The 25,097-nt window shown below is 61.9% G+C and carries 25 protein-coding genes; 13 read left to right on the forward strand and 12 right to left on the reverse strand.

All coding sequences use genetic code 11. The annotated features are described in order from the left end of the window. The 4 genes from RG540_RS22340 (at position 1) to RG540_RS22355 (ending at position 4,469) form a co-directional block, all read left to right on the forward strand. Positions 1-1,101, forward strand: a complete 1,101-nt coding sequence (locus RG540_RS22340) for a sn-glycerol-3-phosphate import ATP-binding protein UgpC (RefSeq protein ID WP_038592647.1) — start codon at positions 1-3, stop codon at positions 1,099-1,101. A gap of 108 nt (positions 1,102-1,209) precedes the next feature. Then, positions 1,210-1,713 carry a cupin domain-containing protein gene (locus RG540_RS22345; RefSeq protein WP_038592649.1) on the forward strand — a complete coding sequence of 168 codons (504 nt, stop codon included), beginning with the start codon at positions 1,210-1,212 and terminating at the stop codon, positions 1,711-1,713. 74 nt (positions 1,714-1,787) lie between these two features. Next, positions 1,788-2,738, forward strand: a complete 951-nt coding sequence (gene gshB / locus RG540_RS22350; protein ID WP_038592651.1) for a glutathione synthase — start codon at positions 1,788-1,790, stop codon at positions 2,736-2,738. A 195-nt stretch (positions 2,739-2,933) separates the two neighbouring features. Next, positions 2,934-4,469 carry a YifB family Mg chelatase-like AAA ATPase gene (locus tag RG540_RS22355; protein WP_038592654.1) on the forward strand — a complete coding sequence of 512 codons (1,536 nt, stop codon included), beginning with the start codon at positions 2,934-2,936 and terminating at the stop codon, positions 4,467-4,469. 73 nt (positions 4,470-4,542) lie between these two features. On the opposite strand, the gene cysK is transcribed toward RG540_RS22355, so the two are convergent. Together cysK and dut are read right to left on the reverse strand one after the other, a co-directional pair. Further along, positions 4,543-5,511, reverse strand: coding sequence for a cysteine synthase A (gene cysK, locus RG540_RS22360; RefSeq protein WP_038592663.1), 969 nt, complete (start codon positions 5,509-5,511; stop codon positions 4,543-4,545). A 129-nt stretch (positions 5,512-5,640) separates the two neighbouring features. Continuing rightward, positions 5,641-6,111, reverse strand: a complete 471-nt coding sequence (gene dut / locus RG540_RS22365) for a dUTP diphosphatase (RefSeq protein ID WP_038594486.1) — start codon at positions 6,109-6,111, stop codon at positions 5,641-5,643. A 98-nt stretch (positions 6,112-6,209) separates the two neighbouring features. On the opposite strand from dut, the gene RG540_RS22370 reads away from it, so the two are divergent. Further along, on the forward strand, positions 6,210-7,793 hold the full coding sequence (locus RG540_RS22370; RefSeq protein WP_038592666.1) for a peptide chain release factor 3: 1,584 nt from the start codon (positions 6,210-6,212) through the stop codon (positions 7,791-7,793). A gap of 6 nt (positions 7,794-7,799) precedes the next feature. Here the strand turns inward: RG540_RS22370 and RG540_RS22375 are convergent, their stop codons facing one another. Continuing rightward, entirely contained in the window at positions 7,800-8,186 is a 387-nt protein-coding gene (locus RG540_RS22375) for a RidA family protein (protein WP_038592668.1), read from the reverse strand. An 81-nt stretch (positions 8,187-8,267) separates the two neighbouring features. Here RG540_RS22375 and RG540_RS22380 point away from each other — a divergent pair, with 81 nt between their 5' ends. Continuing rightward, positions 8,268-8,795 (forward strand): Lrp/AsnC family transcriptional regulator, encoded by a 528-nt coding sequence (locus tag RG540_RS22380; protein WP_038592671.1) that lies wholly within the window; start codon positions 8,268-8,270, stop codon positions 8,793-8,795. Here RG540_RS22380 and RG540_RS22385 read toward each other — a convergent pair whose 3' ends face one another. Together RG540_RS22385 and RG540_RS22390 are read right to left on the reverse strand one after the other, a co-directional pair. After that, entirely contained in the window at positions 8,796-9,740 is a 945-nt protein-coding gene (locus tag RG540_RS22385) for a threonine/serine dehydratase (RefSeq protein WP_038592674.1), read from the reverse strand. It abuts the gene before it with no gap. A 62-nt stretch (positions 9,741-9,802) separates the two neighbouring features. Then, a complete protein-coding gene (locus tag RG540_RS22390; protein WP_038592677.1) occupies positions 9,803-10,696 on the reverse strand; it encodes a LysR substrate-binding domain-containing protein in 894 nt (297 codons plus the stop codon). Positions 10,697-10,807: 111 nt separating this feature from the next. Between RG540_RS22390 and RG540_RS22395 the strand changes: the two genes are divergently transcribed. Further along, entirely contained in the window at positions 10,808-11,515 is a 708-nt protein-coding gene (locus RG540_RS22395) for a glutathione S-transferase family protein (protein WP_038592680.1), read from the forward strand. A gap of 97 nt (positions 11,516-11,612) precedes the next feature. Here the strand turns inward: RG540_RS22395 and otsA are convergent, their stop codons facing one another. Both otsA and otsB read right to left on the reverse strand, forming a co-directional pair. Continuing rightward, the gene (gene otsA, locus RG540_RS22400) at positions 11,613-12,989 is read right to left on the reverse strand and encodes an alpha,alpha-trehalose-phosphate synthase (UDP-forming) (protein WP_038592681.1); all 1,377 of its coding nucleotides are present in this window, start codon (positions 12,987-12,989) and stop codon (positions 11,613-11,615) included. 17 nt (positions 12,990-13,006) lie between these two features. Further along, on the reverse strand, positions 13,007-13,822 hold the full coding sequence (gene otsB / locus RG540_RS22405; RefSeq protein ID WP_038592683.1) for a trehalose-phosphatase: 816 nt from the start codon (positions 13,820-13,822) through the stop codon (positions 13,007-13,009). Between the two features lie 194 nt (positions 13,823-14,016). Here otsB and RG540_RS22410 point away from each other — a divergent pair, with 194 nt between their 5' ends. Further along, positions 14,017-14,811 carry a class II glutamine amidotransferase gene (locus RG540_RS22410; protein ID WP_038592685.1) on the forward strand — a complete coding sequence of 265 codons (795 nt, stop codon included), beginning with the start codon at positions 14,017-14,019 and terminating at the stop codon, positions 14,809-14,811. A 3-nt stretch (positions 14,812-14,814) separates the two neighbouring features. Here RG540_RS22410 and coaBC read toward each other — a convergent pair whose 3' ends face one another. Further along, positions 14,815-16,020, reverse strand: coding sequence for a bifunctional phosphopantothenoylcysteine decarboxylase/phosphopantothenate--cysteine ligase CoaBC (gene coaBC / locus RG540_RS22415; RefSeq protein WP_038592687.1), 1,206 nt, complete (start codon positions 16,018-16,020; stop codon positions 14,815-14,817). A 128-nt stretch (positions 16,021-16,148) separates the two neighbouring features. Between coaBC and RG540_RS22420 the strand changes: the two genes are divergently transcribed. Together RG540_RS22420 and RG540_RS22425 are read left to right on the forward strand one after the other, a co-directional pair. Further along, on the forward strand, positions 16,149-16,508 hold the full coding sequence (locus tag RG540_RS22420) for a hypothetical protein (RefSeq protein WP_038592690.1): 360 nt from the start codon (positions 16,149-16,151) through the stop codon (positions 16,506-16,508). Between the two features lie 224 nt (positions 16,509-16,732). Beyond that, positions 16,733-17,293, forward strand: a complete 561-nt coding sequence (locus RG540_RS22425; protein ID WP_038592693.1) for a glyoxalase superfamily protein — start codon at positions 16,733-16,735, stop codon at positions 17,291-17,293. A 28-nt stretch (positions 17,294-17,321) separates the two neighbouring features. Here RG540_RS22425 and RG540_RS22430 read toward each other — a convergent pair whose 3' ends face one another. The 4 genes from RG540_RS22430 to ubiE all read right to left on the reverse strand — a co-directional run bounded on the left by RG540_RS22430 (position 17,322) and on the right by ubiE (position 21,938). After that, the gene (locus RG540_RS22430; RefSeq protein WP_038592696.1) at positions 17,322-18,098 is read right to left on the reverse strand and encodes a COG3904 family protein; all 777 of its coding nucleotides are present in this window, start codon (positions 18,096-18,098) and stop codon (positions 17,322-17,324) included. Continuing rightward, a complete protein-coding gene (locus RG540_RS22435) occupies positions 18,085-19,446 on the reverse strand; it encodes a hypothetical protein (RefSeq protein ID WP_038592699.1) in 1,362 nt (453 codons plus the stop codon). The genes RG540_RS22430 and RG540_RS22435 overlap by 14 nt, the downstream gene beginning before the upstream one ends. A gap of 148 nt (positions 19,447-19,594) precedes the next feature. Next, positions 19,595-21,157 carry a 2-polyprenylphenol 6-hydroxylase gene (gene ubiB, locus RG540_RS22440; protein ID WP_038592702.1) on the reverse strand — a complete coding sequence of 521 codons (1,563 nt, stop codon included), beginning with the start codon at positions 21,155-21,157 and terminating at the stop codon, positions 19,595-19,597. Positions 21,158-21,161: 4 nt separating this feature from the next. Further along, positions 21,162-21,938, reverse strand: coding sequence for a bifunctional demethylmenaquinone methyltransferase/2-methoxy-6-polyprenyl-1,4-benzoquinol methylase UbiE (gene ubiE / locus RG540_RS22445; RefSeq protein ID WP_038592704.1), 777 nt, complete (start codon positions 21,936-21,938; stop codon positions 21,162-21,164). Positions 21,939-22,089: 151 nt separating this feature from the next. Here ubiE and mutM point away from each other — a divergent pair, with 151 nt between their 5' ends. The 3 genes from mutM to rpsT all read left to right on the forward strand — a co-directional run bounded on the left by mutM (position 22,090) and on the right by rpsT (position 24,238). Beyond that, a complete protein-coding gene (gene mutM / locus RG540_RS22450) occupies positions 22,090-22,968 on the forward strand; it encodes a bifunctional DNA-formamidopyrimidine glycosylase/DNA-(apurinic or apyrimidinic site) lyase (protein ID WP_038592707.1) in 879 nt (292 codons plus the stop codon). Positions 22,969-23,007: 39 nt separating this feature from the next. Next, positions 23,008-23,781 carry an enoyl-CoA hydratase gene (locus RG540_RS22455; RefSeq protein ID WP_038592710.1) on the forward strand — a complete coding sequence of 258 codons (774 nt, stop codon included), beginning with the start codon at positions 23,008-23,010 and terminating at the stop codon, positions 23,779-23,781. 190 nt (positions 23,782-23,971) lie between these two features. Continuing rightward, positions 23,972-24,238 (forward strand): 30S ribosomal protein S20, encoded by a 267-nt coding sequence (rpsT, locus tag RG540_RS22460; RefSeq protein ID WP_038594489.1) that lies wholly within the window; start codon positions 23,972-23,974, stop codon positions 24,236-24,238. Positions 24,239-25,097 lie beyond the last annotated feature (859 nt).

The following is a 25,097-nucleotide window of genomic DNA, read 5'->3' on the forward strand; positions in this document are numbered from 1 at the left end:
ATGGCTGGCATTCACATTTCAGAAGTTTCGAAGGTTTATACCGGCGGCGTAAAGGCGGTAAGCTCCGTCTCCATCGACATAGCCGATGGCGAGTTCATCGTCCTCGTCGGTCCATCTGGCTGCGGCAAGTCTACGCTGTTGCGCATGGTTGCGGGGCTGGAAGCCATCTCTGCGGGCGAAGTGAAAATCGCCGGCCGGGTCGTCAACGAGGTCGAGCCGGCCGAGCGCGATATCGCCATGGTGTTCCAGAATTACGCTCTCTATCCGCATATGACGGTGTATAACAACCTGGCCTACGGTCTGAAGAACCGCGGTACGCCGAAGGCTGAGATCGACGCGCGTGTCGCCGAAGCCGCCCGCATGCTGGAGATCACCCAGTATCTGGAGCGCAAGCCCCGCGCGCTTTCCGGCGGCCAGCGCCAGCGTGTCGCCATGGGCCGCGCCATCGTCCGCAAACCGGCAGCCTTTCTGTTCGACGAGCCGCTTTCCAACCTCGATGCGAAACTGCGCGTTTCCATGCGTGGCGAAATCAAGCGCCTGCAGCGCCGCCTCGGCACCACCTCGATCTACGTCACCCATGACCAGCTCGAAGCCATGACGCTCGCCGACCGCCTCGTCGTTCTGAACGGGGGAGAGATCGAGCAGATCGGGGCGCCGTTGGAAGTTTACCACGCGCCGGCCTCCACCTTTGTCGCGAGCTTCATCGGTTCGCCGGCCATGAACCTCGTCAAGGGCGAACTGCATGGCGACAAGCTGGCGATCGGCCCGGCGATGATCAGCCTCAACGGTTTCGCACCGACTTCGGGCGCAGTTACCGTCGGCGTTCGCGCCGAGGACCTGCGCATCGCGCGCGACGACGAAGAGGCTCTGCCTTTCCGCCTCGAATATACCGAGGAACTCGGTGCCCAGCGACTGATCCACGGCACTGTCGGCGATCAGCAGATCACTGCCGCCGTTTCGCCGGAAATTGCGATTTCTGCGGAAATGCGCATCGCCGTCGATGCCAGGCGCCTGCACTTTTTCTCGCTCGATACGGGCAAGCGGCTGCCGGGCAACGTACCGGCGGAGGCGAAGCTCGCGCCCGTCGAACCGGTTCTCTAAAGAGAGCGCGAAAATCAGGCCGATCGTTAAAATTGTAAGATCGGCCTGAACAGCAGCCTTACTCTTTGCCACTACAGTTTCCCGGAATTGGCAGCTTTTGGGGGAAAGATGAGTTGGCACGTCCTCGCCGCGACCGCAGCGGCACTCGCATTCAGATACAGGTCCGACGCCCCGGAGAAGCCGAAGGTTAAGGCGTTCATCGGCGCCTGTCCGCATTCTCTGGAAATGAAGCCAATGCCGATCGAGCCCACATGGGTGCTCGCCGGTGATCCGCGGGCGCGGGCCGCCTCCCACTCCACTGCAGAAGACGATTGCGCCACGACCGGCGTGTGGGAATGCACGGCCGGCGAGTTCCGCTGGTATTTCCACTGGGACGAGACGGTGGTGATCCTCGAAGGCGAGGTGCACGTGACCGCCGATGACGGCACGCAGCGCACGCTGACGGCAGGCGATGTCGGCTATTTCAAGGGCCGGACCTGGGCCACCTGGCGCATCGACAATTATCTCAAGAAGGTCGCCTTCATCCGCCGGCCTTTCCCGAAGCCGATCGCCATGCTTTTCCGCCTGCGCAACATGTTGCGGGCAAAGACGCAGGTCGGCATCTCCGCGTGATATCGGCCGATTGCAGTTGCCTTTGGGGGCTCGCCATCCTACATCAGGCGGGCCAATCCTAGGGGGCTGAAGTCATGGCGAAAATCCGCAAGGTCGCGTTCCAGATGGACCATATTTCCGGCATCAGCATTGCCGGCGATTCCACCTTCGCCATGGCGCTCGAAGCGCAGGCGCGTGGTTTCGAACTCTTTCACTATACCCCCGACCGCCTGACCATGCGCGACGGCAAGATCTTTGCAGCCGTCGAACCGCTGCAGGTTCGCGACGTCAAGGGCGATCATTTCACGCTCGGCGACAAGGAGCGCATCGACCTCTCGGAGATGGACGTCGTGCATCTGCGTCAGGATCCGCCCTTCGATATGGGCTATATCACCTCGACCCATCTGCTCGAGCGCATCCACCCGAAAACGCTTGTCGTCAACGACCCCGCCTGGGTGCGCAACTCGCCTGAGAAGATTTTCGTCACCGAATTTGCCGATTTGATGCCGGCAACGCTGATCAGCCGCGATCCGGGCGAAATCGCCCGCTTCCGCGAGGAGATGGGTGACATCATCCTGAAGCCGCTCTACGGCAATGGCGGCGCCGGGGTTTTCCATTCCGCCCGCGACGATCGCAATTTCACGTCGCTGCTCGAAATGTTCGGCCAGATGTATCGCGGTGAACCCTATATCGCCCAGGCCTATCTGCCGGCCGTGCGCAAGGGCGACAAGCGCATCCTTCTGGTCGATGGCGAGCCGGTCGGCGCGATCAACCGGGTTCCCGCCGAGCACGACAGCCGCTCCAACATGCATGTCGGCGGCCGCGCCGAGGCGACCGAGATCACGCCGCGCGAGAAGGAAATCTGCTCCCGCATCGGACCCGCCCTGCGCGAGCGCGGCTTCATCTTCGTTGGCATCGATGTCATCGGCGATTACATGACCGAGATCAACGTCACATCCCCGACGGGCATCCGCGAAGTCAAGAAGTTCGGCGGCGCCGACGTCGCAAGCCTCCTCTGGGATGCAATCGAGGCAAAACGCGCCTGATGCAGGCAAGGGGTTTCGGATACTGATTGCCTTTGTTCTCACGATGCAACCGCCTGCAACCCACTTGCAGCGGATGCGTGAAGTTGTTCGATTAATGTTCTTGTTTCATTCTTATTTCTATGCCAGATTGCAATTCTTGGCACGGAAAGCGTGTATCGCTGGCGTCCTGGACATGAAGTTAGGGGCGGGGTGGATATGGTTTCGCGCGTCAGCACGGTTGCATTCCAGGGCATAGAAGGCGTTCCGGTCGACGTGCAGGTCATGGTCGGACCCGGAAAAATCAACATGCATATCGTCGGCCTGCCGGACAAGGCGGTGGCCGAGAGCCGCGAGCGGGTGCAGGCGGCGTTGCACGCCTCTGGCCTTGCCATGCCGCCGAAGAAGATCACCGTCAATCTGGCGCCGGCCGACCTTCCGAAAGAAGGATCGCATTTCGACCTGCCGATCGCGCTGGCCCTGATGGCGGCGTTGGGCGCCGTTCCCGGAGATGCACTCACCGGTTATGTCGTGCTTGGGGAACTGAACCTCGACGGCACGCTTGCGCCCGTGGCCGGCGCACTTCCGGCGGCAATCGCCGCCAACGCTCTGGGAAAGGGCCTGATCTGCCCGGCCGACAGCGGCGCGGAAGCCGCCTGGGCAGGGGCCGATATCGATATCATCGCGCCGCGCAGCCTGATCGCGCTTGCCAACCATTTCCGCGGCACCCAGGTCATCTCGCGTCCGCAGCCGGCGATCCGCGCCTTGCCTGCCAACCTGCCGGATCTCGTCGACATCAAAGGCCAGGAAAGCGCCAAGCGGGCGCTGGAAGTCGCCGCAGCCGGTGGGCATAATCTTCTGATGGTCGGTCCTCCCGGCTCCGGAAAATCCATGCTCGCCGCCCGGCTGCCGTCCATCCTGCCGCCGCTTTCAGCTGCCGAACTGCTGGAAGTGTCGATGATCCATTCGATCGCCGGCCAGCTTTCCGGCGGCAAGCTTTCCGATCGCCGACCTTACCGCACGCCACACCATTCGGCCACCATGGCAGCGCTCGTGGGCGGTGGCCTGCGCGCCAGGCCAGGGGAGGCATCGCTTGCCCATCACGGCGTGCTGTTCCTCGACGAATTCCCGGAATTCTCGCCGCAGGCGCTGGACGCGCTCCGCCAGCCGCTGGAGACCGGCGAATGCATTATCGCCCGCGCCAACCATCGGGTTTCCTATCCCGCCAGTATCCAGCTCGTCGCCGCCATGAACCCATGCCGCTGCGGCATGGCAGGCGAACCCGGCCATTCCTGCGCACGTGGGCCAAAATGCATGTCGGACTATCAGGGGCGCATTTCAGGGCCGCTGATGGACAGGATCGATATCCGCATAGACGTGCCGGCCGTGTCCGCTGCCGATCTCATTCGTCCGCGGCCGGCGGAAAGTAGCGCGGATGTCGCCAGGCGCGTAGCGGCTGCGCGTGACAGGCAGCGGGAGCGGTTTGAACAGGCGGGTTATCCGCGCGTGCTCACCAATGCCCGCTGCTCGACGGCATTGATCGAGAAGATCGCCGAACCCGATCCCGGCGGTCTCCAGCTGCTCAGGGATGCGGCGGAAAAGCTCAAATTCTCAGCCCGCGGATACCACCGCATTTTGAAGGTCGCCCGCACGCTCGCCGATCTGGACGGCAAGGATACCGTCGGCCGCCTCCATCTCGCCGAGGCGATTTCCTATCGCATGGCCGGCGAACGGCTGGCGACGGCCGCGGCGTGAGGGTAGGGAGTGGTGAACGAAGCTCTCAGCGGCTTGTATGACGCCGGCTTCGCCCGACACCACCCACTATCCACTAATTCCCCAATCCCTCAAAAAGCGCCGTCGACAGATAACGCTCGGCGAAGGATGGAATGATGACCACGATGGTCTTGCCGGCGTTTTCTTCGCGGCTGCCGACTTCGATGGCGGCCTGCAGCGCCGCACCGGAGGAGATACCGACCGGCACGCCTTCGAGCCTGGCCACCAGGCGGGCCATCTCCATCGCCTCACCGCTGTTGACGGTGATGATCTCGTCATAGATGTGCGTGTCCAGGATTTTCGGTGCGAAACCTGCGCCGATGCCCTGGATCTTGTGCGGCCCGGGCTGTCCGCCGGAGAGCACCGGCGATTCTTCCGGTTCGACGGCAATGATCTTGAGTGCCGGGTTACGCTCTTTCAGCACCTGGCCGGCACCGGTGATCGTGCCGCCGGTGCCGATGCCGGAGACGAAGATGTCGATCTTGCCATCGGTATCGTTCCAGATTTCCTCGGCCGTCGTCTTGCGGTGAATTTCGGGGTTGGCCGGATTTTCGAACTGTTGCGGGATGACCGCGTCCGGAAGGGAAGCGGCGAGTTCTTCCGCCTTGGCGATCGCTCCCTTCATGCCTTTCGGGCCTTCGGTCAGCACCAGCTCGGCGCCGAGGAGGGCCAGCATCTTGCGGCGCTCGATCGACATGGTTTCCGGCATCGTCAGGATCAGCTTGTATCCCTTGGCGGCCGCTGCGAAGGCCAGCGCGATGCCGGTATTGCCGGACGTAGGCTCGACCAGCGTCGTCCTGCCGGGCGTGATCTTGCCTTCAGCCTCCAGGCTTTCGATCATCGCCACCCCGATGCGATCTTTGACGGATGCGATCGGGTTGAAGAATTCGAGCTTGGCCAAAAGATTGGCCTTCACGCCCTTTTCCTTGGCCAGCTTGTCGAGGCGCACGATGGGGGTGTCGCCGATGGTTTCGGTGATCGAGGAATAGATGCGGCCGCGTCCCGGCTTTCTGGTCTCTGGCATGGTGCTCTCCCTGGGTTTGGAGAGAAGTTAGGGCGTGTTCCCGACGAATGCCAGCAAGGCGGAACCGGACGGAAAGAGAAATGGAAATTTTGTTCCCGGAAGTGGTCGGGAACGAAAACGCCTTTGCGTTCAAAGACCGGTCGAGCCGAAGCCACCGGCACCGCGGGCTGTCGTCGAGGTTTCTGTAATCTCGGCCACCCGAGCCTGTGTCACCGGCGCGATCACCATCTGCGCGATCCGCATGCCGCGGCTGATGACGAAATCCTCGTCGCCGAGATTGATCAACAGTACCTTCACCTCACCGCGATAATCGCTGTCGATCGTGCCGGGCGTGTTGAGGCAGGTGATGCCGTTCTTGAAGGCAAGGCCTGAGCGCGGCCGCACCTGCGCCTCGAAACCTTCCGGAATTTCGAAAATGAAGCCGGTCGGCACCAGTGCCCTTCTGCCGGTCGCGATCGTCAGCGGCATGTCGTCCTCGACGGCGGCGCGCAGGTCCATGCCGGCGGCGCCGGCGGTTTCATAGGCCGGCAGATCGAGGCCGGCGCCGTGAGGAAGGCGGACGAGATTGAGCTTCGGCGAGGAGGGGGCGTGAATGTTCATCATGTCATTTGTCGACCCACTGTCGCTCCGGTCAAACACGAATTGAAAGTTATCCACGGAGTCGTTAGATACGCGGCAACGTAAAGGATCTAGAAAAAATGCCCGAAACGATTGCCGAGGCGGTTTCCCGCCGCCGCACATTCGCAATTATTGCCCATCCGGACGCGGGCAAGACGACGCTGACCGAAAAACTGCTTCTGTTCGGCGGCGCGATCCAGCTCGCCGGTGAAGTGAAGGCGAAGAGGGACCGTATCCAGACCCGGTCCGACTGGATGAAAATTGAGCGCGAACGCGGCATCTCGGTCGTCACTTCGGTGATGACCTTCGAATATGACGGCAACGTCTTCAACATTCTCGATACGCCCGGCCACGAAGACTTCGCCGACGACACCTATCGCACGCTGACGGCGGTGGATGCCGCAGTCATGGTCCTCGACGCCGCAAAAGGCATCGAGCCGCGGACGCTCAAACTGTTCGAAGTCTGCCGCATGCGCGATATCCCGATCATCACCTTCGTCAACAAGATGGACCGTGAAAGCCGCGATCCGTTCGAGATCCTCGATGAAGTCGAGGAGAAGCTGGCGCTCGACACCGCTCCAGTCACCTGGCCGATCGGCCGTTCGAAGAGTTTTTGCGGTTCCTATAACCTGGCGGACAATACCGTCCGCGGCTCGGATACGGACGTCAAGGCGACCCCAGTCAACGGCCCGCAGAGCATTGCTGACCGCCTGCCGGAAAACGAACGCGCCGCCTTCGTCGAGGAGACCGAACTGGCGATCGAGGCCTGCCGGCCGTTCGATCGCAAGGCTTTCCTCGAAGGCCACATGACGCCGGTCTTCTTCGGTTCGGCTTTGCGGAATTTCGGCGTGCGCGACCTCATCGATGCGCTCGGCGATTTCGCCCCGCCGCCGCGAGACCAGGTGGCGGACATCCGCACAGTGCACGCGACCGACGACAAGATGACGGCCTTTGTCTTCAAGATCCAGGCGAACATGGACCCGAACCACCGCGACCGCATCGCGTTTGCGCGCATCTGCTCCGGCAAGCTGGAGCGTGGCATGAAGGCGCGGCTGTCGCGCACCGGCAAGCAGCTCGGGCTGACGGCGCCGCAGTTCTTCTTCGCGTCCCAGCGCCAGCTGGCCGATACCGCCTATGCTGGCGATGTGGTCGGCATCCCGAACCACGGCACTTTGCGCATCGGCGATACGCTGACCGAAGGCGAACACCTGGTGTTCCAGGGCGTGCCGAACTTCTCGCCGGAAATCCTCCGCCGCGTGCGGCTGGAGGATGCCATGAAGGCGAAGAAGCTCAAGGAAGCGCTGCAGCAGATGGCGGAAGAGGGCGTCGTGCAGCTCTTCTCGCCGGAAGACGGCTCGCCGGCCATCGTCGGCGTCGTCGGCGCGCTGCAGCTCGACGTCTTGAAGGAACGGCTGCAGGGCGAATACGGCCTGCCGGTTTCCTTCGAAATGTCGCGGTTCTCGATCTGCCGCTGGATCTCCGCCGATCATCAGGCCGATCTCGAAAAATTCCTGACGGTCAAGCGCGGCGATATCGCCCGCGATCTCGATGGCGATCCGGTTTTCCTCGCGCAGGACAGCTTTTCGCTGCGCTACGAGTCGGAGCGTTTTCCGGCGATCAAGATGGTCGCGATCAAGGAATATCAGGTCGCCAAGGCGGCGTGAGACTGCTCACGCCGCGGCAATGACCTCGATCTCCACCAGCCAGTCGTCGCGCAGGGTCTCGACGACGATGGCGGTCGTTGGCACAGGGCGGCCGCCGAGTGCTAAAAGCCGCGCTTTCTGGTTCGCCTCCACATAGGAGGCATGCCGCAGATAGCTGGTCAGCCGCACGATGTTGTCCGAAGTCATCCGCGCTTCGGCAAGGATCCGGCTAAGGTTCGACCAGATCAGGCGGAGTTGGGTTTCCAGGTCAGCGCCCGCCGCTCCATTCCCGTCGAGGCCCATCGTGCCGCTGACGAAAAGAAAACGGTCGGGGCGGCACACTTCCATGGCGTGCACATAGTCCGGCGTCGCGGCATAGACGCCATCCTTTGGGTTATGGGCGATCATCTTCATCTTGCTTCCTCTGGAATTTCATCTGGCAATGCCCCATTCTTGCCGAATACTATTCGGCATAAAAGCTGAAGAGGCGATGGGATGGAAAATACAGAGGATGTTCGGCCGAAGCGGCGGGGGCCTGCCCCGCTCGACGCTTTTGACCGAAGGATATTAGCAGCACTCGCTGCCGATGCGGACCGGAGCTACGCGGCGCTGGGGGAAATCGTGGGCCTGTCACCGCCTGCGGTGCATGAGCGCGTCAAGCGATTGAAGCGTTCGGGCGTGATCCGCGATACGGTGGCGCGGCTGGATGGTACGGCGGTTGGCAAGCCTCTCATGGCCTTCGTGCATGTGGAGGCCGCGGGCTGGGGCAAGAGCGAGCGGCTCATGCAGATCGCCCGTTTCCCGGAGGTGGAGGAACTGCATTCCGTTGCCGGCGATGCGAGCGTGATCCTTAAGGTGCGGATGGAAAATCCGCAGGCGCTCGAATTCCTGCTCGGCCAGATCCATTCGCTGGCCGGCGTGCGCGGCACCCGCAGCTATATCGCACTTTCCACCTATCTCGACCGGCCGGTTCAGGCGGAAGTCACGACGGAATGGCCGAACGTGCCCCTGCCGCCGGAATGATCAGCCGAACTTGACCGCCGTCGTGTTGGAACCGCAGACCAGCACGCAGACGCGTTCATCAGGGCCGGGAACATATTTGCCGGAAAGCAGGGCGGCGAAGGCTGCGGCACCGCCGGGTTCGGCAACGATACGGGCGCCGGCCCAGAGTGCCTTCTGAGCGGCGAGGATCTCGTCGTCGGTCACCAGCACGGGCGGCTGCACGTATTTCTGCGCGACGGGGAACATCAGTTCGCCGACCTGCTTTGGCGCAAGCGAATCCGCGGCGATGCCGCCGGTCGGCGCATCCACCGGGTTACCCGCCTTGAAGGCTTCGTAAAGGGTCGGCGCACCGTCGGATTCCACCGCGACGATCTTCACCCGGCCGCGGAACCAGGAGGCGATGCCGCCGATCAGTCCGCCACCGCCGACAGCGACCAGCAGCGTCGTCATCTCCGGCAGGTCGTCTTCGATCTCCTTGCCGAGCGTGCCCTGGCCGAGCAGGGTTTCCACCTGGTCATAAGCATGGGCGGCGATTGCGCCGCTCGTCGCCACGTAGGTCTGGCTTGCGGCCAATGCATCGTTGTAGCGATCACCGCCGACCACCAGTTCCGCGCCATAGGAGCGAATGAGGTCGATCTTCGCCTGCGAGGCCACACTCGGCACGAAGATATGCGCGGGCACGCCGAGTCGCATCGCGGCGTAGGCGACGGCCGCCCCATGATTGCCGCCGGACGCGGCGACGACGCCTGCCGCCGGCACATTGCGCGTCAAAAGGTTGGTGAAGGCGCCGCGCGCCTTGAACGAGCCGGAATGCTGCAGCAGTTCGAGCTTCAGGTCGATCGGCAGCGGTGTCCCGCCGAAATCCCGCATGTCGACGCGCATCACAGGCGTGCGGCGGATATGCGGACGGATGAGCTTCTCGGTCTCCGCGATACGTTCGGGCGTGACGGTATGTTCGATCGACATGATGGCCTCTTGGGAATGGAACGGCCATGGGTAGCCGCCAAGTCACCGAAAGGAAAGTCCCTTTAGGCGCCGATCCGTTCGCTGAGAAAGTCGACGACGGCGCGCACGGCCGGAAGCTGCCCGCGTCGATGCGGCATCAGGATCGTCGTGGTGATGCTGCCGGCGGTCCAATCACGCAACAGGCGGATCAGCCGGCCCTCGGCAAGTGCCCCGCGGCAGACGGAAGTCGGCAGGCAGGTCAGGCCAAGGCCTGTCATCGTCGCCTTCATGATCACCATCGGCTCGTCGGCGGAAAGCACGGATCTGGGTGTCACCACGACCGCTTCGCCATCCTCGGAGGCCAGCTTCCAGACCGTATCCATCGGGCCGGCAGTGACCGCCCTGTGTCCGGCGAGATCTTCCGGTCGCAAGGGCTCACCATGGATGCGAACATAATCCGGTGAGGCGACGACGAAGAAAGAGTGCACCGCGAGCTTCTTCTGCAGAAGTGTCGAATCCGGCAGCGGCGCCTGATGGCTGCGTACCGCGATGTCGAAACCCTCCTGAACGATATCGACGAACCGGTCGCTGACATGCAGCGAAAGATGCAGCTTGGGATAACGCGTCGAAAGCTCGGCGAGATGATCGGCGAGCACGAATTGCGCGGTCGGCACCGCGGCCGTCATCCGCACCATGCCGCTCGGTTCGCCGAGATGGGTGCGAACGATGGTTTCCGCCATCTCCGCCTCGATCACTGATGCCTGCGCGTGCCGGAAGAAATCCCGGCCGAGATCGGTCAGCGAGAAACTGCGGGATGTCCGCTGGATCAGCCGCACGCCGAGCCGGTCCTCGAGTTCCGCCACGCGTTTGCTGACGGTGGATTTCGGCACGCCGAGCCGGCGGCCTGCCGCGGAAAAGCCGCCATGCTCCACTGCCTGCACGAACAAATAGAGATCGTTGAGGTTGGGCAAAGTCATTCTCAGCTTCCATGCCTGTAGACTTAAAGGCGGAAAACTGGGGTCTACCGCGCCGGCGTCCACAAATTCATATTGCCGGTGCCTCAAAATTTCAATCCAGGGAGTATGAAAATGACACCGATTCTGTTTTACGGCGTTCCGGAAGGATGTTCCTTCGGCTCGATCGTCGCGCTCGAATGGACCGGCGCGCCCTATCGGCTGTGCCGCGTCGAAATGCCGGCCGCGGTTTCGAGCGAGGCCTACAAGCCGGTCAATCCGATCGGCGAAACACCGTCGCTGATGTTGCCGGATGGCCGGGTGATGAGCGAAAGCATGGCGATCCTCAATCACATCGCCGCGCGCACGGTGGGCAAGGGTTGGGGTTTCGATCCGAAATCGGAAAAATTCGACCGGCTGAACCAGATGCTGGCTTTCCTCAATACCGCCTTTTTCAATGCCTTCGGTCCGCTCTGGCACACGGTCGAGCACGAACTCGACCCGCTGGCCAAGCAAGCGCTCCGCGCTTACAGTGTCGCCAAGGTCGAAAAGGCGCATGCGCAGCTCGAAACGCTTCTTGGCGGCCGCGAATGGCTGCTCGGCGACGAGAAGAGTTTTGCGGATGCCTATTTCGCCGGCATTGCCCGCTGGAACGATTTCCACCAGGTCGTCGATCGGGGGCAGTTTCCGGCGCTCAACGCCCTTTACGAGCGCCTGCAGCAGGACTCCGCGGTGCAGTTCGCCTGGGCCATCGAACATCAGGAAGAGGCGCAGACGAGCGGCCAGTTCCTCGGCCATGTGAGTCTCGATGAGGCGCTCGGATCTTTGAAGCAGGCGGCGTGATCCAATAACCATCCGCAGTCATGGCGTCCTTGGCAACGCCATGACCAAAGCACCTGCCCGACGTGATATTGCGGTTGATCTTCAGAGTTTGAGGAGCTTACGCCGCAGTGAGGTCCTTGAGGAAATCGTCGCACCAGCGTGTCACGTCGTATTCGAGGAGATGCTCCATCATCCGGCCCCAGCGCTCCTTGCGCTCCTCGATCGGCATGTTGATGCCGCGCGCGATCGCGTTTGCCGTGCCTTCGATGTCATAGGGATTGACCAACAGCGCCCCACGCAGTTCCCGTGCAGCACCCGCGAAGCGCGACAGCACGAGAACGCCCGGATTCTCCGGATCTTGGGCCGCCACATATTCCTTAGCGACCAGGTTCATGCCGTCGCGTAGCGGCGTGACGAGCCCGATTTTGGCGAGCCGATAAAGGCCTGCCAGAACGGGCCGGCCGATCGAGCGGTTGATATAGCGGATCGGTACCCAGTCGACCGTGCCGATTGCACCGTTCACGCGGCCTGCCTGCTCGGCCACCATGCGCTGCATCTGCTCGTATTCCGGTACCTCGGAGCGGGATTTCGGAGTGATCTGCAGATAGGTGACGCGGTTATGATGGGCCGGGTTGGATTTGACGAAGTGTTCGAAGGCGTCGATCCGCTGGGTGATGCCCTTCGAATAATCCAGCCGGTCGACGCCGATGATCAGGTCCCGCCCTTCGATGCTCTGCTTGGCCTTGCGCACGATGACGTTGCTCGCTGCCTTCTTCGCATATTCCGCAAACATCGCCGTCTCGATGCTGATCGGGTAGTAGCCGCCCTTGAAGGTGCGCCCATAGGAGGTCAGTTTCCCGCCCTCGAGCGCGTCCCCGATGCCTTCTCGCACAAGCCCGCCGACGAAATTGGCAAGGTCATGGTCTGTCTGGAACCCGACCAGATCGTAATACGACAGCCCCTTCATGATCTCCTCGTGAACGGGCATGGTGAAGAGCACGTCGGCCGGCGGCCAGGGAATGTGCAGGAAGAAGCCGATCTTGTTCTTGAGACCCATCTGGCGCAGTTCTGCGGCAAGCGGGATCAGGTGATAGTCGTGCACCCAGATGACGTCGTCGTCCTCTATGAGCGGCGCCAGTTTATGGGCGATGAAGCGGTTGACGCGGAAGTACCCGGCCATCTCCTTTCGTCCATATTCCGCAAGATCCATCCGGTAATGACAGATCGGCCAGAGCACCCGGTTGGCAAACCCGTGGTAATATTCCTCGACATCCGTCTTGGTGAGATCGGTGAGCGCATAGGTGATGTTGCCGTGCTGCTGCATGTCGAGTGGCGCCGGCTCCTTCGCGCCGCTGGATTTGCCGGACCATCCCATCCAGATGCCGCCGTGTTCCTCCAGAGCGGCCTGCAGCGCAACAGCCAGCCCGCCGGCTGGAGCATCGCCGCTCTTCTGCGGCAGGGAGACACGGTTCGAAACGACGACAAGTCGGCTCAAGATATTGTCCTTTCAGCTCACGCGGCGTCGGGCTTGACGCCACTCGCGAGCGCTTTGATTGCCGCGCGCAAGGCAGCGGCCGAGGGGAGGGTGGATTTGGCTTCCGTATCACCCGGCGTCTCGGTGATACGGATGGAATGGCCGCCGAGCTCGTTGGCAGTGCGGAACATCGCCTCGTCGGTCACGTCGTCGCCGATCGCGATTGGCTTGCGGCCCTTGAAGGGCGGTTGATCGAGAAAGGCCTGCAATGCGTGGCCCTTGCTCGCCTGGGCCGGCCTGATCTCCATCACCATCTTACCGTGCTGGAGCGTGAAGTCGGGTCCTGCCATATCGAGGTAGCGGGGCATGGCCGCCTCGACCGCCTCGCGTTGCTCCAGCGCCTGGCGATAATGGGCTGCGACGGCCGCCCCCTTGTCCTCCACCAGAACGCCCGGCCACTGACGGGCCTCGCGGACAAGAGCCGCTTTCAGATCTTCGAACGCTGCACCAACCTCCACCCGGCTGATCGCCCCGGAGGGGTCGCGGCGCTCGGAGCCGTGCAGGCCAGCGATCGGGAATTTATACGGGGTGAAAAGCTGGTCGGCATAGGGAAGAGCCCGGCCTGTGACCAGCGCCAGCGCGCCGCCAAGGCTCATGGAAAGACGATGCAGGTTTTCGGGCAGATCCGGCGGTACGACGATCCCGTCCGGGGTCTCGGCAAGCTCGATCAGCGTGCCGTCGATATCGAGAAACAGCGCCCATCGCTCCGGTTCGAGCATGAGCCTGGCGAGAACGGGATCCCCCGGAAGGGGCGCTTCTGCTGTAGCTGGGCTCGACTGTTCTTTACGCGACATGAGCCTCTATCTAGGCCGCCAAACTCCGGCGGCAACCTCGAAAGATCACGCCCTGTCGCAAAAAGTGATACATTCTTTAGCAAGAAGCTGGCATGTAACCATTGAATTCATGTTTCATTAAGCCTTTGTAGAGACCCTGAAATTCCTGGATTTTCAGGCCGCGGACGGGCGGCAACGTCGGAGCAGAAATACTCATGTGTCGTTGGGCAGCCTATCGCGGCGAACCTCTTTATCTCGAAGAACTCGTATCCTCGCCGGCCCATTCCCTGATCGAGCAGTCTCATTGCGCCACCCGCGCCAAGACCGCGACGAATGGTGATGGTTTCGGCATCGCCTGGTATGGAGACCGGCCGGAACCGGGCCGTTACCGCGACATCCTGCCTGCCTGGTCCGACTGTAATCTGAAGAGCCTGGCGCGGCAGATCCGTTCGCCGCTCTTCCTCGCTCATGTACGGGCGGCAACCCACGGCGCGACGCGGCGCGACAATTGCCATCCTTTCGTCCAAGGCCACTGGTCGTTCATGCACAACGGCCAGATCTCCGGCTTCGAGCGCATCCGCCGGCATATGGAGGGCATGCTCTCGGACGCGCTGTTCGAAGCCCGCAACGGCACGACGGACTCCGAGCTTCTCTTCCTGCTCGCCCTGCAATTCGGCCTGGATACCGATCCGTTCCAGGCCATGGAAAAGGCGATCGCCACGGTCGAGGACCTGTCTCTGGAAAAATCGGGCGAAGCGTTGGTGCGCTTCACCGCCGCCTATTCCAACGGCCGCGAACTCTATGCGGTGCGCTATGCCACCGACCATAAACCGCCGACGCTCTACGCGGCACCGATGGGCGGCAAGACGGGTTATTGCCTTGTTTCCGAGCCGCTGAACGATGAAGTCGATACCTGGGTAGAAATCCCGGACGGCAGCGCCGTTGTGGTTGGGGCCGATGGCCTGCAGGCCACGCTCTTTCGGCCGAAGGCGCTGTCGGAAGCGGCTTGATCTCTATCCGAGCTTCGAGGAGATCAGCGCGGCAAGGCGCTCCGCCACCTCGTCCTTGTCAAGCTCGGGCCATTCATCGACGCCTTTGGCGCTGATGATCTTCACCCGGTTGCGGGTGCCGCCCATGATGCCGGTTTCCGGCGACACGTCGTTGGCAACGATCAGGTCGGCGCCCTTGCGTTCCAGCTTGGCGCGGCCGTTCTTTTCGACATCCTGGGTCTCTGCAGCAAAGCCGATCACCAGCTTCGGCCGCTTTTCGTGATGCCCCACGGTCTTCAGGATGTCCGGGTTTTCGGTCAGCAACAGGGGAGGCGGGGCCTCGCCCGGCTGCTTCTTGATCTTCTGGCCGGCCGACGAGGCGACGCGCCAGTCGGCGACCGCTGCGACCATGACGGCGATATCGACTGGCAGGCGCGAGATCACGGCTTCCAGCATCTCCTCGGCGCGTTCCACATGCACGGTCTCCACGGCCATCGGATCAGGTATGGTGACCGGTCCGGAGACGAGCGTCACATCTGCGCCGAGCTTTGCGAGTGCTGCGGCGATCGCATGGCCCTGGCGGCCGGAGGAGCGGTTGGCGATATAACGCACCGGGTCGATCGGCTCGTGCGTCGGGCCGGATGTGACGATGACCTTTTTGCCAGCAAGCGGTTTTGGTGCGCCGTCCAGCAGTTGGACCGCTGCCACGACGATTTCCAGCGGCTCGGCTATGCGCCCGGTGCCGCTCTCGTTGCTTTCGGCCATCTCGCCGGCCATCGGGCCGATGAAATGAATGCCGTCAGCCTTCAGCGTTTCGACATTGCGCCTGGTGGCAGACGCTGCCCACATTTTCGGGTTCATGGCAGGAGCGACCAGGACCGGCCTGTCGGTGGCAAGCAGCACAGCGCTCGCAAGATCGTCGGCGAGGCCATGCGCCATCTTGGCCATCAGGTCGGCGCTGGCGGGTGCGACGATCACAAGATCGTTGTCGCGGGCGAGCCTGATATGGCCGACATCCTGCTCGTCCTCGCGGGAAAACAGATCGATATAGACATGGCTGGCGGATAGCGCGCCGACCGCGAGCGGTGTGATGAATTCCTGGGCCGCCTTGGTCATGATCGGACGAACCGATGCGCCCCGCTCGCGAAGCCGGCGGATGAGATCGAGGCTTTTATAGGCCGCGATGCCGCCGGAGATGATCAGAAGAATGCGCTTGCCGGAGAGTTCCATGCCATTACCCGATACCAGAATGGCCGGAAGCTAAGCTTTCGGTCGCCAAGTTGCAATTGCCTTCCCCATTTGACGGCGTCACGGAACAGTTGCAGCCAACAGGAGTTGGACCGCAAAGGAGAGCCGTCATGAAAAAGAAGATCGTTCCGAAGAAGGTCGCGGGGTTCAAGGTGCCGAAATCCGTGCGCAAGTCGTCATTGCTGCGCAACATGCTGGCAAGCCGCACCGGCCGACAGATGCTGGCGAGAGCCCTCGTCGCCGGCGCCAATGCTGCCGCCGCCGTCCTGACCGACGAGCGGGCCGACGTCCGCAAGCCCGGCAAGATAAGCGGCCGCAGACGCGCCCTTGCCGCAAGCGTGGCAGGCGAGGCGATCGAGAGCGCAACTGCAGCAGCGATCGACGTCGTCACCAGCCCGACGCGCGCTCTCTTCAAGGCAAGCGCAAAGGCGAAGGAGGGCCGGATTTTCCCGGAACCGGTCACGCACTGACGCGAAAGCAATCCGAACATCTTGCGCTAGATTCTGGACTGCGTTACTCCTGTTTGCGGCCGGATGCGGCCAGCCGCCCGCGGCGCCCTCAAGCGCCAAGGTGAACGCATCCACCGCCTCTCATCCTTTGCCAATCCGGCCAGCGATGACGAACGGATCAGCAATGCGGGCGCTGATTGATGGGACCTGACCGGTCTTTGTTCGTCTGTTGAAAGGATGATGAGATGCGCGATTTCCGCGATGCAAAACTGATGGCGAAAAGCCTGCGCGAGGCGCTTGCCGAACGTAAGGTCGAGCTGACGCATAGCCAGGCCCTGGAACTGGTTGCAGCGCAATTCGGCTATGACAACTGGAATATCCTTGCTGCAAAGATCGACGCGTCAGAGCCGCAGCAAAGGAAGCCGGATGCGGTGTCGATCCAGCCAGCGATCCCGATCTTCCGGATCTTCTCCGTCGACAAGGCGATGGAATTCTACCGCGATTTCTTAGGCTTCACCGTGGACTGGGAGCACCGTTTCGGTGAAAACTTCCCGCTCTATTGCCAGATTTCGCGAAGCGGCATGCTGATGCACCTCTCCGAACATGCGGGCGACGCGTCGCCGGGAGCCAGGGTCTTCGTGCCGATGACAGGTGCGCGCGCGTTTCAGCAGGAGCTGATCGGCAGGAACTACCCCTATATGAAGCCAGGGCTCGAACAGGCGGATTGGGGTCTGGAAGTGACGGTCACCGATCCTTTCAGCAACCGCATCACCTTCTGCGAGCGGGAGATCAAGCCGCAAACCTGACCTGAGGCCCTCAAGGCCCAACGAGACGCTAGATTTTCTTCCTGGCGGTCGCGAGCGGCTCGGTCGTCAACTTAAAATCGGTCATTTCCTTCGGCGTCAGATAATAGAGCCGGTCCGGCGGCGTTTCGAGCGCATGGATCCAGAGGCCCGCACCGATGCCCATCTGGTCGAGATGGCGGGCGACCCGCGCAGTGGTCGCCTGCGCGGCCGACATTGCCTGTTCCGCCGAAGGCCGGTCCTTGGCTCCGTTGAACACCTGGTGCACGCCGATCACTGCATCCTTCTCCGCCAAACGCCCGACGCCGCCGGCAAATACGATCGGGCAGGATGAGGCGCAGAGCGCTTTCGAAGCGACTTTGGTGTCGAGCTTCCTGTCGCGGATCAGCTTCGACATGGCGAGCGCGTCATCAACCGAGCCGCCGGGGGAATTGAGCGTCACCGTCTTCACATATTCCCCGCGCGTCTCGATCTCCTTGGAAAAGCGGGCGGCGGCACCCCGGTCGATCGTCCCTTCGGCGAGCAGCACACCGCCTGTGGTGAGCTCAAAGGTGATCGGCTTGCGCAGCACTTCCCTGGGGCTGGCGGGCTGCACCGGCGGTGCTGCGGGCACGCCCTCGGTCAGGGCCGGCGGCAGCACGGGCTGGTCCTCGTGCATCGGATCGAAGCCCGGCAGGGCTGCGTTCATCGCTGTCATGTCACGAATATCGACGACGAGGAAAACCGCTGCGGCCGAGAGAAGAATATAGAAGGCGCCGCGCATCAGCACGCCTTCATCGAGCTTGCCGATCGCCTCACCGATCCTCATGCGTCCGGTCCCGGCTGCGCGACTTGAGGTCGATGGCGGTGATGTTGTTCGGTTCGCCTTCAGACGCTGGTTCCGGTGTTAGTTCGGGTGCCGGCTGCGGCCTTGGCGCGAATGTCTTGTCGTCGGCTTCCGCCTTGGCGATCGTCTGCTCGATGTTCACCCCGCTCGCCGTGACGGCACGCTGAACTTCAAGCGCCCTGAGAAGCTCGGCCGCCGTGATCCGCTCGGCGAAGGGCAGGTTTTCTTCCTGGCGGCGGATAGCGCCATGGACGACGGCCAGGATGAACACCATCACGCCAGGCAGCAGGTCGATGGAAATAGCGCCGGCCCAGGCGGGAATGAAGTCCTGCGCATAATTCAGCACGGCCTCGGCGGAGGACATAGGCACGAAACGACGCTCCTGCACAGGCGGGCGCGCGAGGATTTCGTCGGCAGCCTTGGCGAGCGCCTTGGATTGCGCCGTGACCGAGGTGCGGACGGTGTCCATCACCTGGTTCTGCCGGTTGACGAGATCTGCAGCGCCACCATCCGGAACCGGCGCGATGAAGCCGAGCGACAGGTCGTCCGCCGCGCGACGGATCGACGGTGCGATCGAGGTCTGCGCGAGCGAGGTGATGACGCCGGTCAGCGCCACGGCTTCGGTGGAAAACTGGTCGGCGCGCGGCTCGATCGTGCCCGGCGCGGATACCAGCGAACGCATTGTCTCAAGCCGTTTCTGGCCTTGGGCGAAGAGGCCGTCCACCTGCTCGCGCGAGGCATTGATGTTGGCTGTAAGCGACTTCATCTGCGCCGACATCTGGCTGAGAAGCTGCACGACGCTCCCCGATCCGGTCGTGCCGGTGAGCGAACCGGACTGGCGCTCGACGCCCGCAAGCTGGGCGAAACGCTCGGACGCACGCTGGATATCCGGCAGCAGGTTTTGGGCCGCGAGTGCATTCTGGTGGGCGCGGTCGAGATCCGCGGTATAGTCCTCGACGGTTTCGGAAAGATGCTGCTCCACGGCTGCGGAGCCGGCAAGTGCCGCCGCGTTCAGCCAGCTCGACATCGCAAGGATCATCGCAGCGCCGACCGCCATGACGCCGAGCATGGCGGTGCGGCCGCCACGGCTCGTCACATGCGGGTAGAACCGGGCCATATAGGACCAGAAGGCATAGATGCCGACCGAGACCGAGGCGGAGTAGATGACCGCTGCAAAGAACACGGCCGTCGGCGACCCGTCGAGAATGCTGCGTGCCCCGAGATAGGTGTAGACGCCGGAGGCGAGCGCCAGCACGGCGAGCGCGAAACGGGTCATCGTCTCGACGGCCGCGACGCCGTCATGCAAGCGTTGAGTTGCGCCTAGCGCCATGAACTGTCTCCGGAAGCCGAATTCCAAAAGGAATGTATTCCTTAACAGAGAATGAGAACTCGGCGGAATAAAGGCCGCTTTAGAGTTGCAATATGGCGAAAACCCTTGTGGAGCAGGGTTTTTGCATCATCAGGCCACCGGGCAAATTTCAGCTGAGTCTGAAAGCAAGATAAAGCAGCGACAGCGCGATGATCCACAGCGCGACGCGCCCCGAACGATTGTGTCGAGCCTCCGACTTGCCGATGGCCTCTGTCGTCTCAGGATCGAAGCGCAGGCCGTGCTCGCTCATATAGACGAGTTCCTGGTGTAGCGTCTCCGTCTTGGCGGCGATTTCCGGAAGAGCCTCGGCAAGCTTGACGGCGGCTTTCACCCCGTCGCGCAAATCCGAAACAATGCGTTTCGGCCCAAGATTGTCCCGGATCCATTGGCCGACGACCGGTTCTGAAGCCTTCCACATGTTGAAGCGCGGATCGAGCATGCGCGACACGCCTTCGACCACGACCATGGTCTTCTGCAGCAGGATCAGTTCGGTGCGGGTCTGCATCTCGAACAGGTCGGTCACCTCGAAGAGCAGAGCCAAGAGCCGCGCCATGGAGATCGTTTCGGCGGGCTGGCCGTGGATCGGTTCGCCGATTGCGCGGATCGCCTGGGCGAAGCTCGCCACGTCGTGGTGGGCCGGCACGTAACCCGCCTCGAAATGCACTTCCGCAACGCGCAGGTAGTCGCGGGTGATGAAGCCGTAGAGGATTTCGGCGAGGAAACGGCGCTCTTTTTTTCCCAATCGCCCGACAATGCCCATGTCGACCGCGACGACGGTGCCGGCGGAATCGACGAACAGATTGCCGGGATGCATGTCCGCATGGAAAAAGCCGTCCCGCAGGGTATGGCGCAGGAAGGACTGGATCAGCACTTCGGCGAGCTTTTCGAGATTGTGGCCGGCGGCGCGAAGCCCGGCCAGATCCGACATCTTGACGCCGTCGATCCACTCCATGGTGATCACGTCGCGCCCGGTGCGCTCCCAATCGACCTGCGGCACGCGAAAACCGGGATCGTCCTTGGTGTTTTCAGCGATTTCGGAGAGCGCTGCCGCTTCCAGGCGCAGGTCCATCTCCACCTTGGTGGTCTGTTCGAGCGTCCTCGTCACCTCGACGGGTCGCAGCCGGCGGCTGGAGCGCATGAAGCGTTCCTGCATGCGCGACAACAGATACATGCTCTCGATGTCATGCGCGAAGCGCTGGCGCACGCCCGGGCGCACCACCTTGATCGCCACTTTCCTGTCATTGACGACGCCAGGATGGACCTGGGCAATCGAGGCGGCCGCAATCGGCTCGCCGAAGGAGGAATAGAGGTCGCCGATCGTCCGGCCGAGCGACGCCTCGACCGCCGCTTTTGCGATCTCGGTCGGGAAGAAAGCCATCCGGTCCTGCAGCATGGCGAGATCGACGGCCCAGTCGACGCCGACCACATCCGGACGGGTCGCCAGGAACTGGCCGATCTTGACATAGGAAGGCCCCAGCCGATCGACGGCACGGGTCAGGCGCTCGCTGCGCGCCTGCGTCTTGGAGCGGAACCGCGCCAAGGGCTCCACCAGTGCCTTGATGAGGCCGACGGAAGGCGGCATGTCCTGGGTCGGCAGTGCCGATACCACGCCCTCGCGCACCAGGACCCAGCCGACGCGGGCAAGCCGGAAATAAGCGCCGATCGTGCTCATGCGTTCAGAGTTTCCAGCCGGAATGCAGCGCCGCGATGCCGCCGGTATAATTGGTGTAGGTGACGCGCGAAAAACCCGCATTGCGGATCATCGCGGCGAAATTCTCCTGGTTCGGAAATTTCCGGATCGATTCCACCAGATATTGATAGGGCTCGGCCTCGCCGGTAATCATCTTTCCGAAGCGCGGGATCGCCTTGAACGACCATTCCTCGTAAAAGCGCTCCAGAAGCGGCATCTCGACTTCTGAAAATTCCAGCACCAGCAGCCGTCCGCCGCGCTTCAGCACGCGATAGGCCTCCTTCAGCGCCACGTCGATATGCGGCACGTTGCGGATGCCGAAGGCGATCGTATAGGCGTCGAAGGAGTTCGCCTCGAAGGGCAGGGATTCTGCGTTGGCCTCGACGAAGGCGAGGTTTTCCGAGAGACGTTTCTTCTCGGCCCGCTCGGCGCCGACTGCCAGCATCGAGCCGTTGATGTCGAGCACGGTCACATGCGCCTTACGGTCGGAAGCCTCGACGATGCGGAAAGCGATATCGCCCGTACCACCGGCCACGTCCAAGGTTTTGTAGCCGACGTCCTTTCTCGGATTGAGCGAGGCGATCAGAGCATCCTTCCAGACGCGGTGCATGCCGGCCGACATCACGTCATTCATCATGTCGTAGCGTTTGGCGACCTTATGGAAGACGTCGTTGACGAGACCCTGCTTCTCGCCGTCGGCGACCTTGCGGAAGCCATAGGACGTTTCCATCCCGCCGTCGGCGCTGGTACGAGCTTCAGTCATCGGTGAACTCCTAACGTCTCTCTTCTGGTCGGCGACCATAGCGAAATCGCTCATCCCACGCTATCTGTGGCGCGTGTCATTACATGGGTGCGACATCCGGTCCGGTCTATAGACCAGGCGCGATGTCGTTGAAACAGGAAGTTAGTCAATCATGCCCGAATTGCCAGAGGTGGAAACCGTCCGGCGCGGTCTCGCCCCGGCAATGGAAGGTGCGGTGATCGCCAGGCTGGAGCTCAACCGTCCGGACTTGCGCTTTCCGCTTCCGGAGAATTTCGCCAATGCCGTCAACGAACGCCGTATCGTCTCGCTCGGCAGGCGCGCCAAATACCTGCTGATCGACCTGGAGGACGATCTCACCGTGATCAGCCATCTCGGCATGTCGGGATCGTTTCGGATCGAGAACGATGCGCTCGCCGAGTTCCACCATCCACGTTCGAAAGATCAGAAACACGATCATGTCGTCTTCCATCTGAGACAGAATGAAGGCCTGCTGCGCGTCATCTATAATGACCCGCGCCGCTTCGGCTTCATGCAGCTGTGGAAGCGCAGCGAGCTCGATCTTTATCCGGCCTTTGCCGAGCTCGGACCGGAACCGACGGGCAATGCACTCGATGCGGACTATCTGGCGGCGAGATTGGCGGGCAAGAACCAGCCGCTCAAGGGCGCGCTGCTCGACCAGACGGTGATAGCGGGTCTCGGCAATATCTATGTCTGCGAGGCGCTGTGGCGCGCGCATCTGTCGCCGAAACGCGCCGCCGGCAGTGTCGTGACCAAGACCGGCAGGCCGAACAAGGAGCTGGTCCTTCTCAACCAGTCGATCCGCGACGTCATCGCCGATGCGATCGCCGCCGGAGGTTCGTCGCTTAGAGACCATATCCAGACGGATGGCTCGCTCGGTTATTTCCAGCACTCCTTCTCCGTCTACGACCGGGAAGGCGGCGCTTGCCGCACGCTGGGCTGCGGCGGTACCGTGGCACGCATCACCCAGGCGGGCCGCTCCACATTCTATTGCCCGGTCTGCCAGAAATAACCGCTGCCTAGAGAAATAGAGCAGAAGAGGAGACATTCGATGAGCTATGAAACCCTGCTGACCGAAACCCGGGGCGCCGTCGCGCTCATCACCCTCAATCGGCCAAAGGCGCTGAACGCGCTGAACTCGACCGTCATGGCGGAATTGACCGAAGTGCTTTCCGCGTTCGGCAGGGATGAGGCGATCGGTGCAATTGTGCTCGCCGGCTCGGACAAGGCCTTTGCCGCCGGCGCCGATATCAAGGAAATGCAAGGCATCGATTTCGTCGAAGCGTATGTGAACGACTTCATCTCCGGATGGGAGGCGGTTGCCGCGACCCGCAAGCCGATGATTGCCGCCGTCTCCGGTTTCGCGCTCGGCGGTGGTTGTGAGCTCGCCATGATGTGCGATTTCATCATCGCCTCGGAAACCGCGAAGTTTGGGCAGCCGGAGATCACGCTCGGCGTCATTCCCGGCATGGGCGGTTCACAACGGCTGACGCGAGCGGTTGGCAAGGCGAAGGCGATGGACATGGTGATGACCGGCCGGATGATGGACGTGGCGGAAGCGGAGCGGGCGGGGCTGGTGTCGCGCATCGTTTCGCCGGAGCGGTTGATCGATGAGGCGGTCGAGGCGGCCGCAAAGATCGCCTCCTTCCCGCGCGCCGCGGTGCTGATGGCAAAGGAGGCCGTCAACCGCTCCTTCGAGGGCACGCTTGCCGAAGGGCTGCGTTTCGAACGGCGGCTTTTCCATTCCTTGTTTGCGACCGCCGACCAGAAGGAAGGCATGGCGGCCTTCGTGGAAAAGCGCAAGCCGCAGTTCTCCAACCGATAATCGTGCAACAGCGGATGGTCATCCACCAAAATGCGCGTTGACTGGGGCGGGTATTCCGGTTATATGCCCGCCCACAGTTGGGAAAGCCTGATCATGGCTTCCTCTATTGCTCCCGAATTGCTGGATTGATGGTCGCAAGGACCGGCGCGGCAACGGCGGAGTTTGGTTCGAATTCGTAGAGAGGCATGAAATGGCCAATACAACTTCGGCGAAAAAAGCGACCCGCAAGATCGCTCGCCGTACTGCAGTCAATAAGTCCCGTCGCTCGCGCGTTCGCGGCTTCATCCGTAAAGTCGAGGAAGCCATCGCTTCCGGCGATATGACCGTTGCTGCCGAAGCCCTCAAGGCTGCCCAGCCGGAAATCCAGCGCGCCGCCACCAAGGGCGTGCTTCACAGCAACACGGCATCCCGCAAGGTGTCCCGTCTTGCTGCACGTGTGAAGGCCCTTTCGGCCTAATCAATTTTACAAACTGTATCATAATGAAGCCTGGTCGTTCCGACTGGGCTTTTTGTGATTCTCTCAGGCCTCCTTATATTTATCCGGCTCATTAACAATTTCGTGTCATCGGCGTGACAGAAAATAGACTTAAATATCAGTGGCTTACTGGAGGTCTATGAGTCTGTAGGTGACTTTGGAGGCCACCAAATGCCCTTGGGTCGAGTCAAGAACATTTTTATTTTTTCTGTGAACAATCGTTCAGAATGTATGTCCTTTTTGAATCCCATTGATTCAACAGCGATTCTCCATGAATGCCTCTGTGACATTCAAATCACGCTCGCGGAGTCAACGCCCGGCTCTTAATTTTGCGTAAAATTCATCATTGATCTTGGCATTTGATCCTGCCTAAATGCCCTTCAGCAAGGGGCGCGGGGATTACTTCAGAGGCTGCCGATAACCGTCAAAGTGAAGGACGGGAAGCAGACTTTTGCCCTTTGCAACGGGGATAAATTCTCCCGTTTTCCTGATAACCATCGGTTGTGGTCCGGAAATTGGCATTTCCGGAAGCGGTCGGTCTTTGTCAATGCGAATCCGGGTCCTGCATCCGGACCAAGGAGGTGGAAGAGTTCGGACGGCTCATGATGAGGATGAGAGCGTTCGTATATGTGGGGTGGCTCCTGCAAGCGCAGACCGTTCACGAGGCGGGCTGGGCGGGACTTTTGATCGGCTGCGAGGACGAGAGAGAGTTTTGAAAAAAGGGGACGGGCGGCGACGGTTCTCAATGATTGGGAATGGTTTTGCTATGCCTTGAAACGATGTTTGTTCTGGCGGCGTTAACGAGAACCGCCAGGCTACTAGATTTGGAAGGCGGCGAATT

Source organism: Neorhizobium galegae bv. orientalis str. HAMBI 540, from assembly GCF_000731315.1.
Classification (GTDB): Bacteria; Pseudomonadota; Alphaproteobacteria; order Rhizobiales; family Rhizobiaceae; genus Neorhizobium; species Neorhizobium galegae.

Bases quoted from the DNA above. Each gene is read 5' to 3' on its own strand.
- RG540_RS22340 (WP_038592647.1), top strand. From the start codon at position 1: ATGGCTGGCATTCACATTTCAGAAGTTTCGAAGGTTTATACCGGCGGC.
- RG540_RS22345 (WP_038592649.1), top strand. From the start codon at position 1,210: ATGAGTTGGCACGTCCTCGCCGCGACCGCAGCGGCACTCGCATTCAGA.
- gshB (WP_038592651.1), top strand. From the start codon at position 1,788: ATGGCGAAAATCCGCAAGGTCGCGTTCCAGATGGACCATATTTCCGGC.
- RG540_RS22355 (WP_038592654.1), top strand. From the start codon at position 2,934: ATGGTTTCGCGCGTCAGCACGGTTGCATTCCAGGGCATAGAAGGCGTT.
- cysK (WP_038592663.1), bottom strand. From the start codon at position 5,511: ATGCCAGAGACCAGAAAGCCGGGACGCGGCCGCATCTATTCCTCGATC.
- dut (WP_038594486.1), bottom strand. From the start codon at position 6,111: ATGAACATTCACGCCCCCTCCTCGCCGAAGCTCAATCTCGTCCGCCTT.
- RG540_RS22370 (WP_038592666.1), top strand. From the start codon at position 6,210: ATGCCCGAAACGATTGCCGAGGCGGTTTCCCGCCGCCGCACATTCGCA.
- RG540_RS22375 (WP_038592668.1), bottom strand. From the start codon at position 8,186: ATGAAGATGATCGCCCATAACCCAAAGGATGGCGTCTATGCCGCGACG.
- RG540_RS22380 (WP_038592671.1), top strand. From the start codon at position 8,268: ATGGAAAATACAGAGGATGTTCGGCCGAAGCGGCGGGGGCCTGCCCCG.
- RG540_RS22385 (WP_038592674.1), bottom strand. From the start codon at position 9,740: ATGTCGATCGAACATACCGTCACGCCCGAACGTATCGCGGAGACCGAG.
- RG540_RS22390 (WP_038592677.1), bottom strand. From the start codon at position 10,696: ATGACTTTGCCCAACCTCAACGATCTCTATTTGTTCGTGCAGGCAGTG.
- RG540_RS22395 (WP_038592680.1), top strand. From the start codon at position 10,808: ATGACACCGATTCTGTTTTACGGCGTTCCGGAAGGATGTTCCTTCGGC.
- otsB (WP_038592683.1), bottom strand. From the start codon at position 13,822: ATGTCGCGTAAAGAACAGTCGAGCCCAGCTACAGCAGAAGCGCCCCTT.
- RG540_RS22410 (WP_038592685.1), top strand. From the start codon at position 14,017: ATGTGTCGTTGGGCAGCCTATCGCGGCGAACCTCTTTATCTCGAAGAA.
- coaBC (WP_038592687.1), bottom strand. From the start codon at position 16,020: ATGGAACTCTCCGGCAAGCGCATTCTTCTGATCATCTCCGGCGGCATC.
- RG540_RS22420 (WP_038592690.1), top strand. From the start codon at position 16,149: ATGAAAAAGAAGATCGTTCCGAAGAAGGTCGCGGGGTTCAAGGTGCCG.
- RG540_RS22425 (WP_038592693.1), top strand. From the start codon at position 16,733: ATGCGCGATTTCCGCGATGCAAAACTGATGGCGAAAAGCCTGCGCGAG.
- RG540_RS22430 (WP_038592696.1), bottom strand. From the start codon at position 18,098: ATGAGGATCGGTGAGGCGATCGGCAAGCTCGATGAAGGCGTGCTGATG.
- RG540_RS22435 (WP_038592699.1), bottom strand. From the start codon at position 19,446: ATGGCGCTAGGCGCAACTCAACGCTTGCATGACGGCGTCGCGGCCGTC.
- ubiB (WP_038592702.1), bottom strand. From the start codon at position 21,157: ATGAGCACGATCGGCGCTTATTTCCGGCTTGCCCGCGTCGGCTGGGTC.
- ubiE (WP_038592704.1), bottom strand. From the start codon at position 21,938: ATGACTGAAGCTCGTACCAGCGCCGACGGCGGGATGGAAACGTCCTAT.
- mutM (WP_038592707.1), top strand. From the start codon at position 22,090: ATGCCCGAATTGCCAGAGGTGGAAACCGTCCGGCGCGGTCTCGCCCCG.
- RG540_RS22455 (WP_038592710.1), top strand. From the start codon at position 23,008: ATGAGCTATGAAACCCTGCTGACCGAAACCCGGGGCGCCGTCGCGCTC.
- rpsT (WP_038594489.1), top strand. From the start codon at position 23,972: ATGGCCAATACAACTTCGGCGAAAAAAGCGACCCGCAAGATCGCTCGC.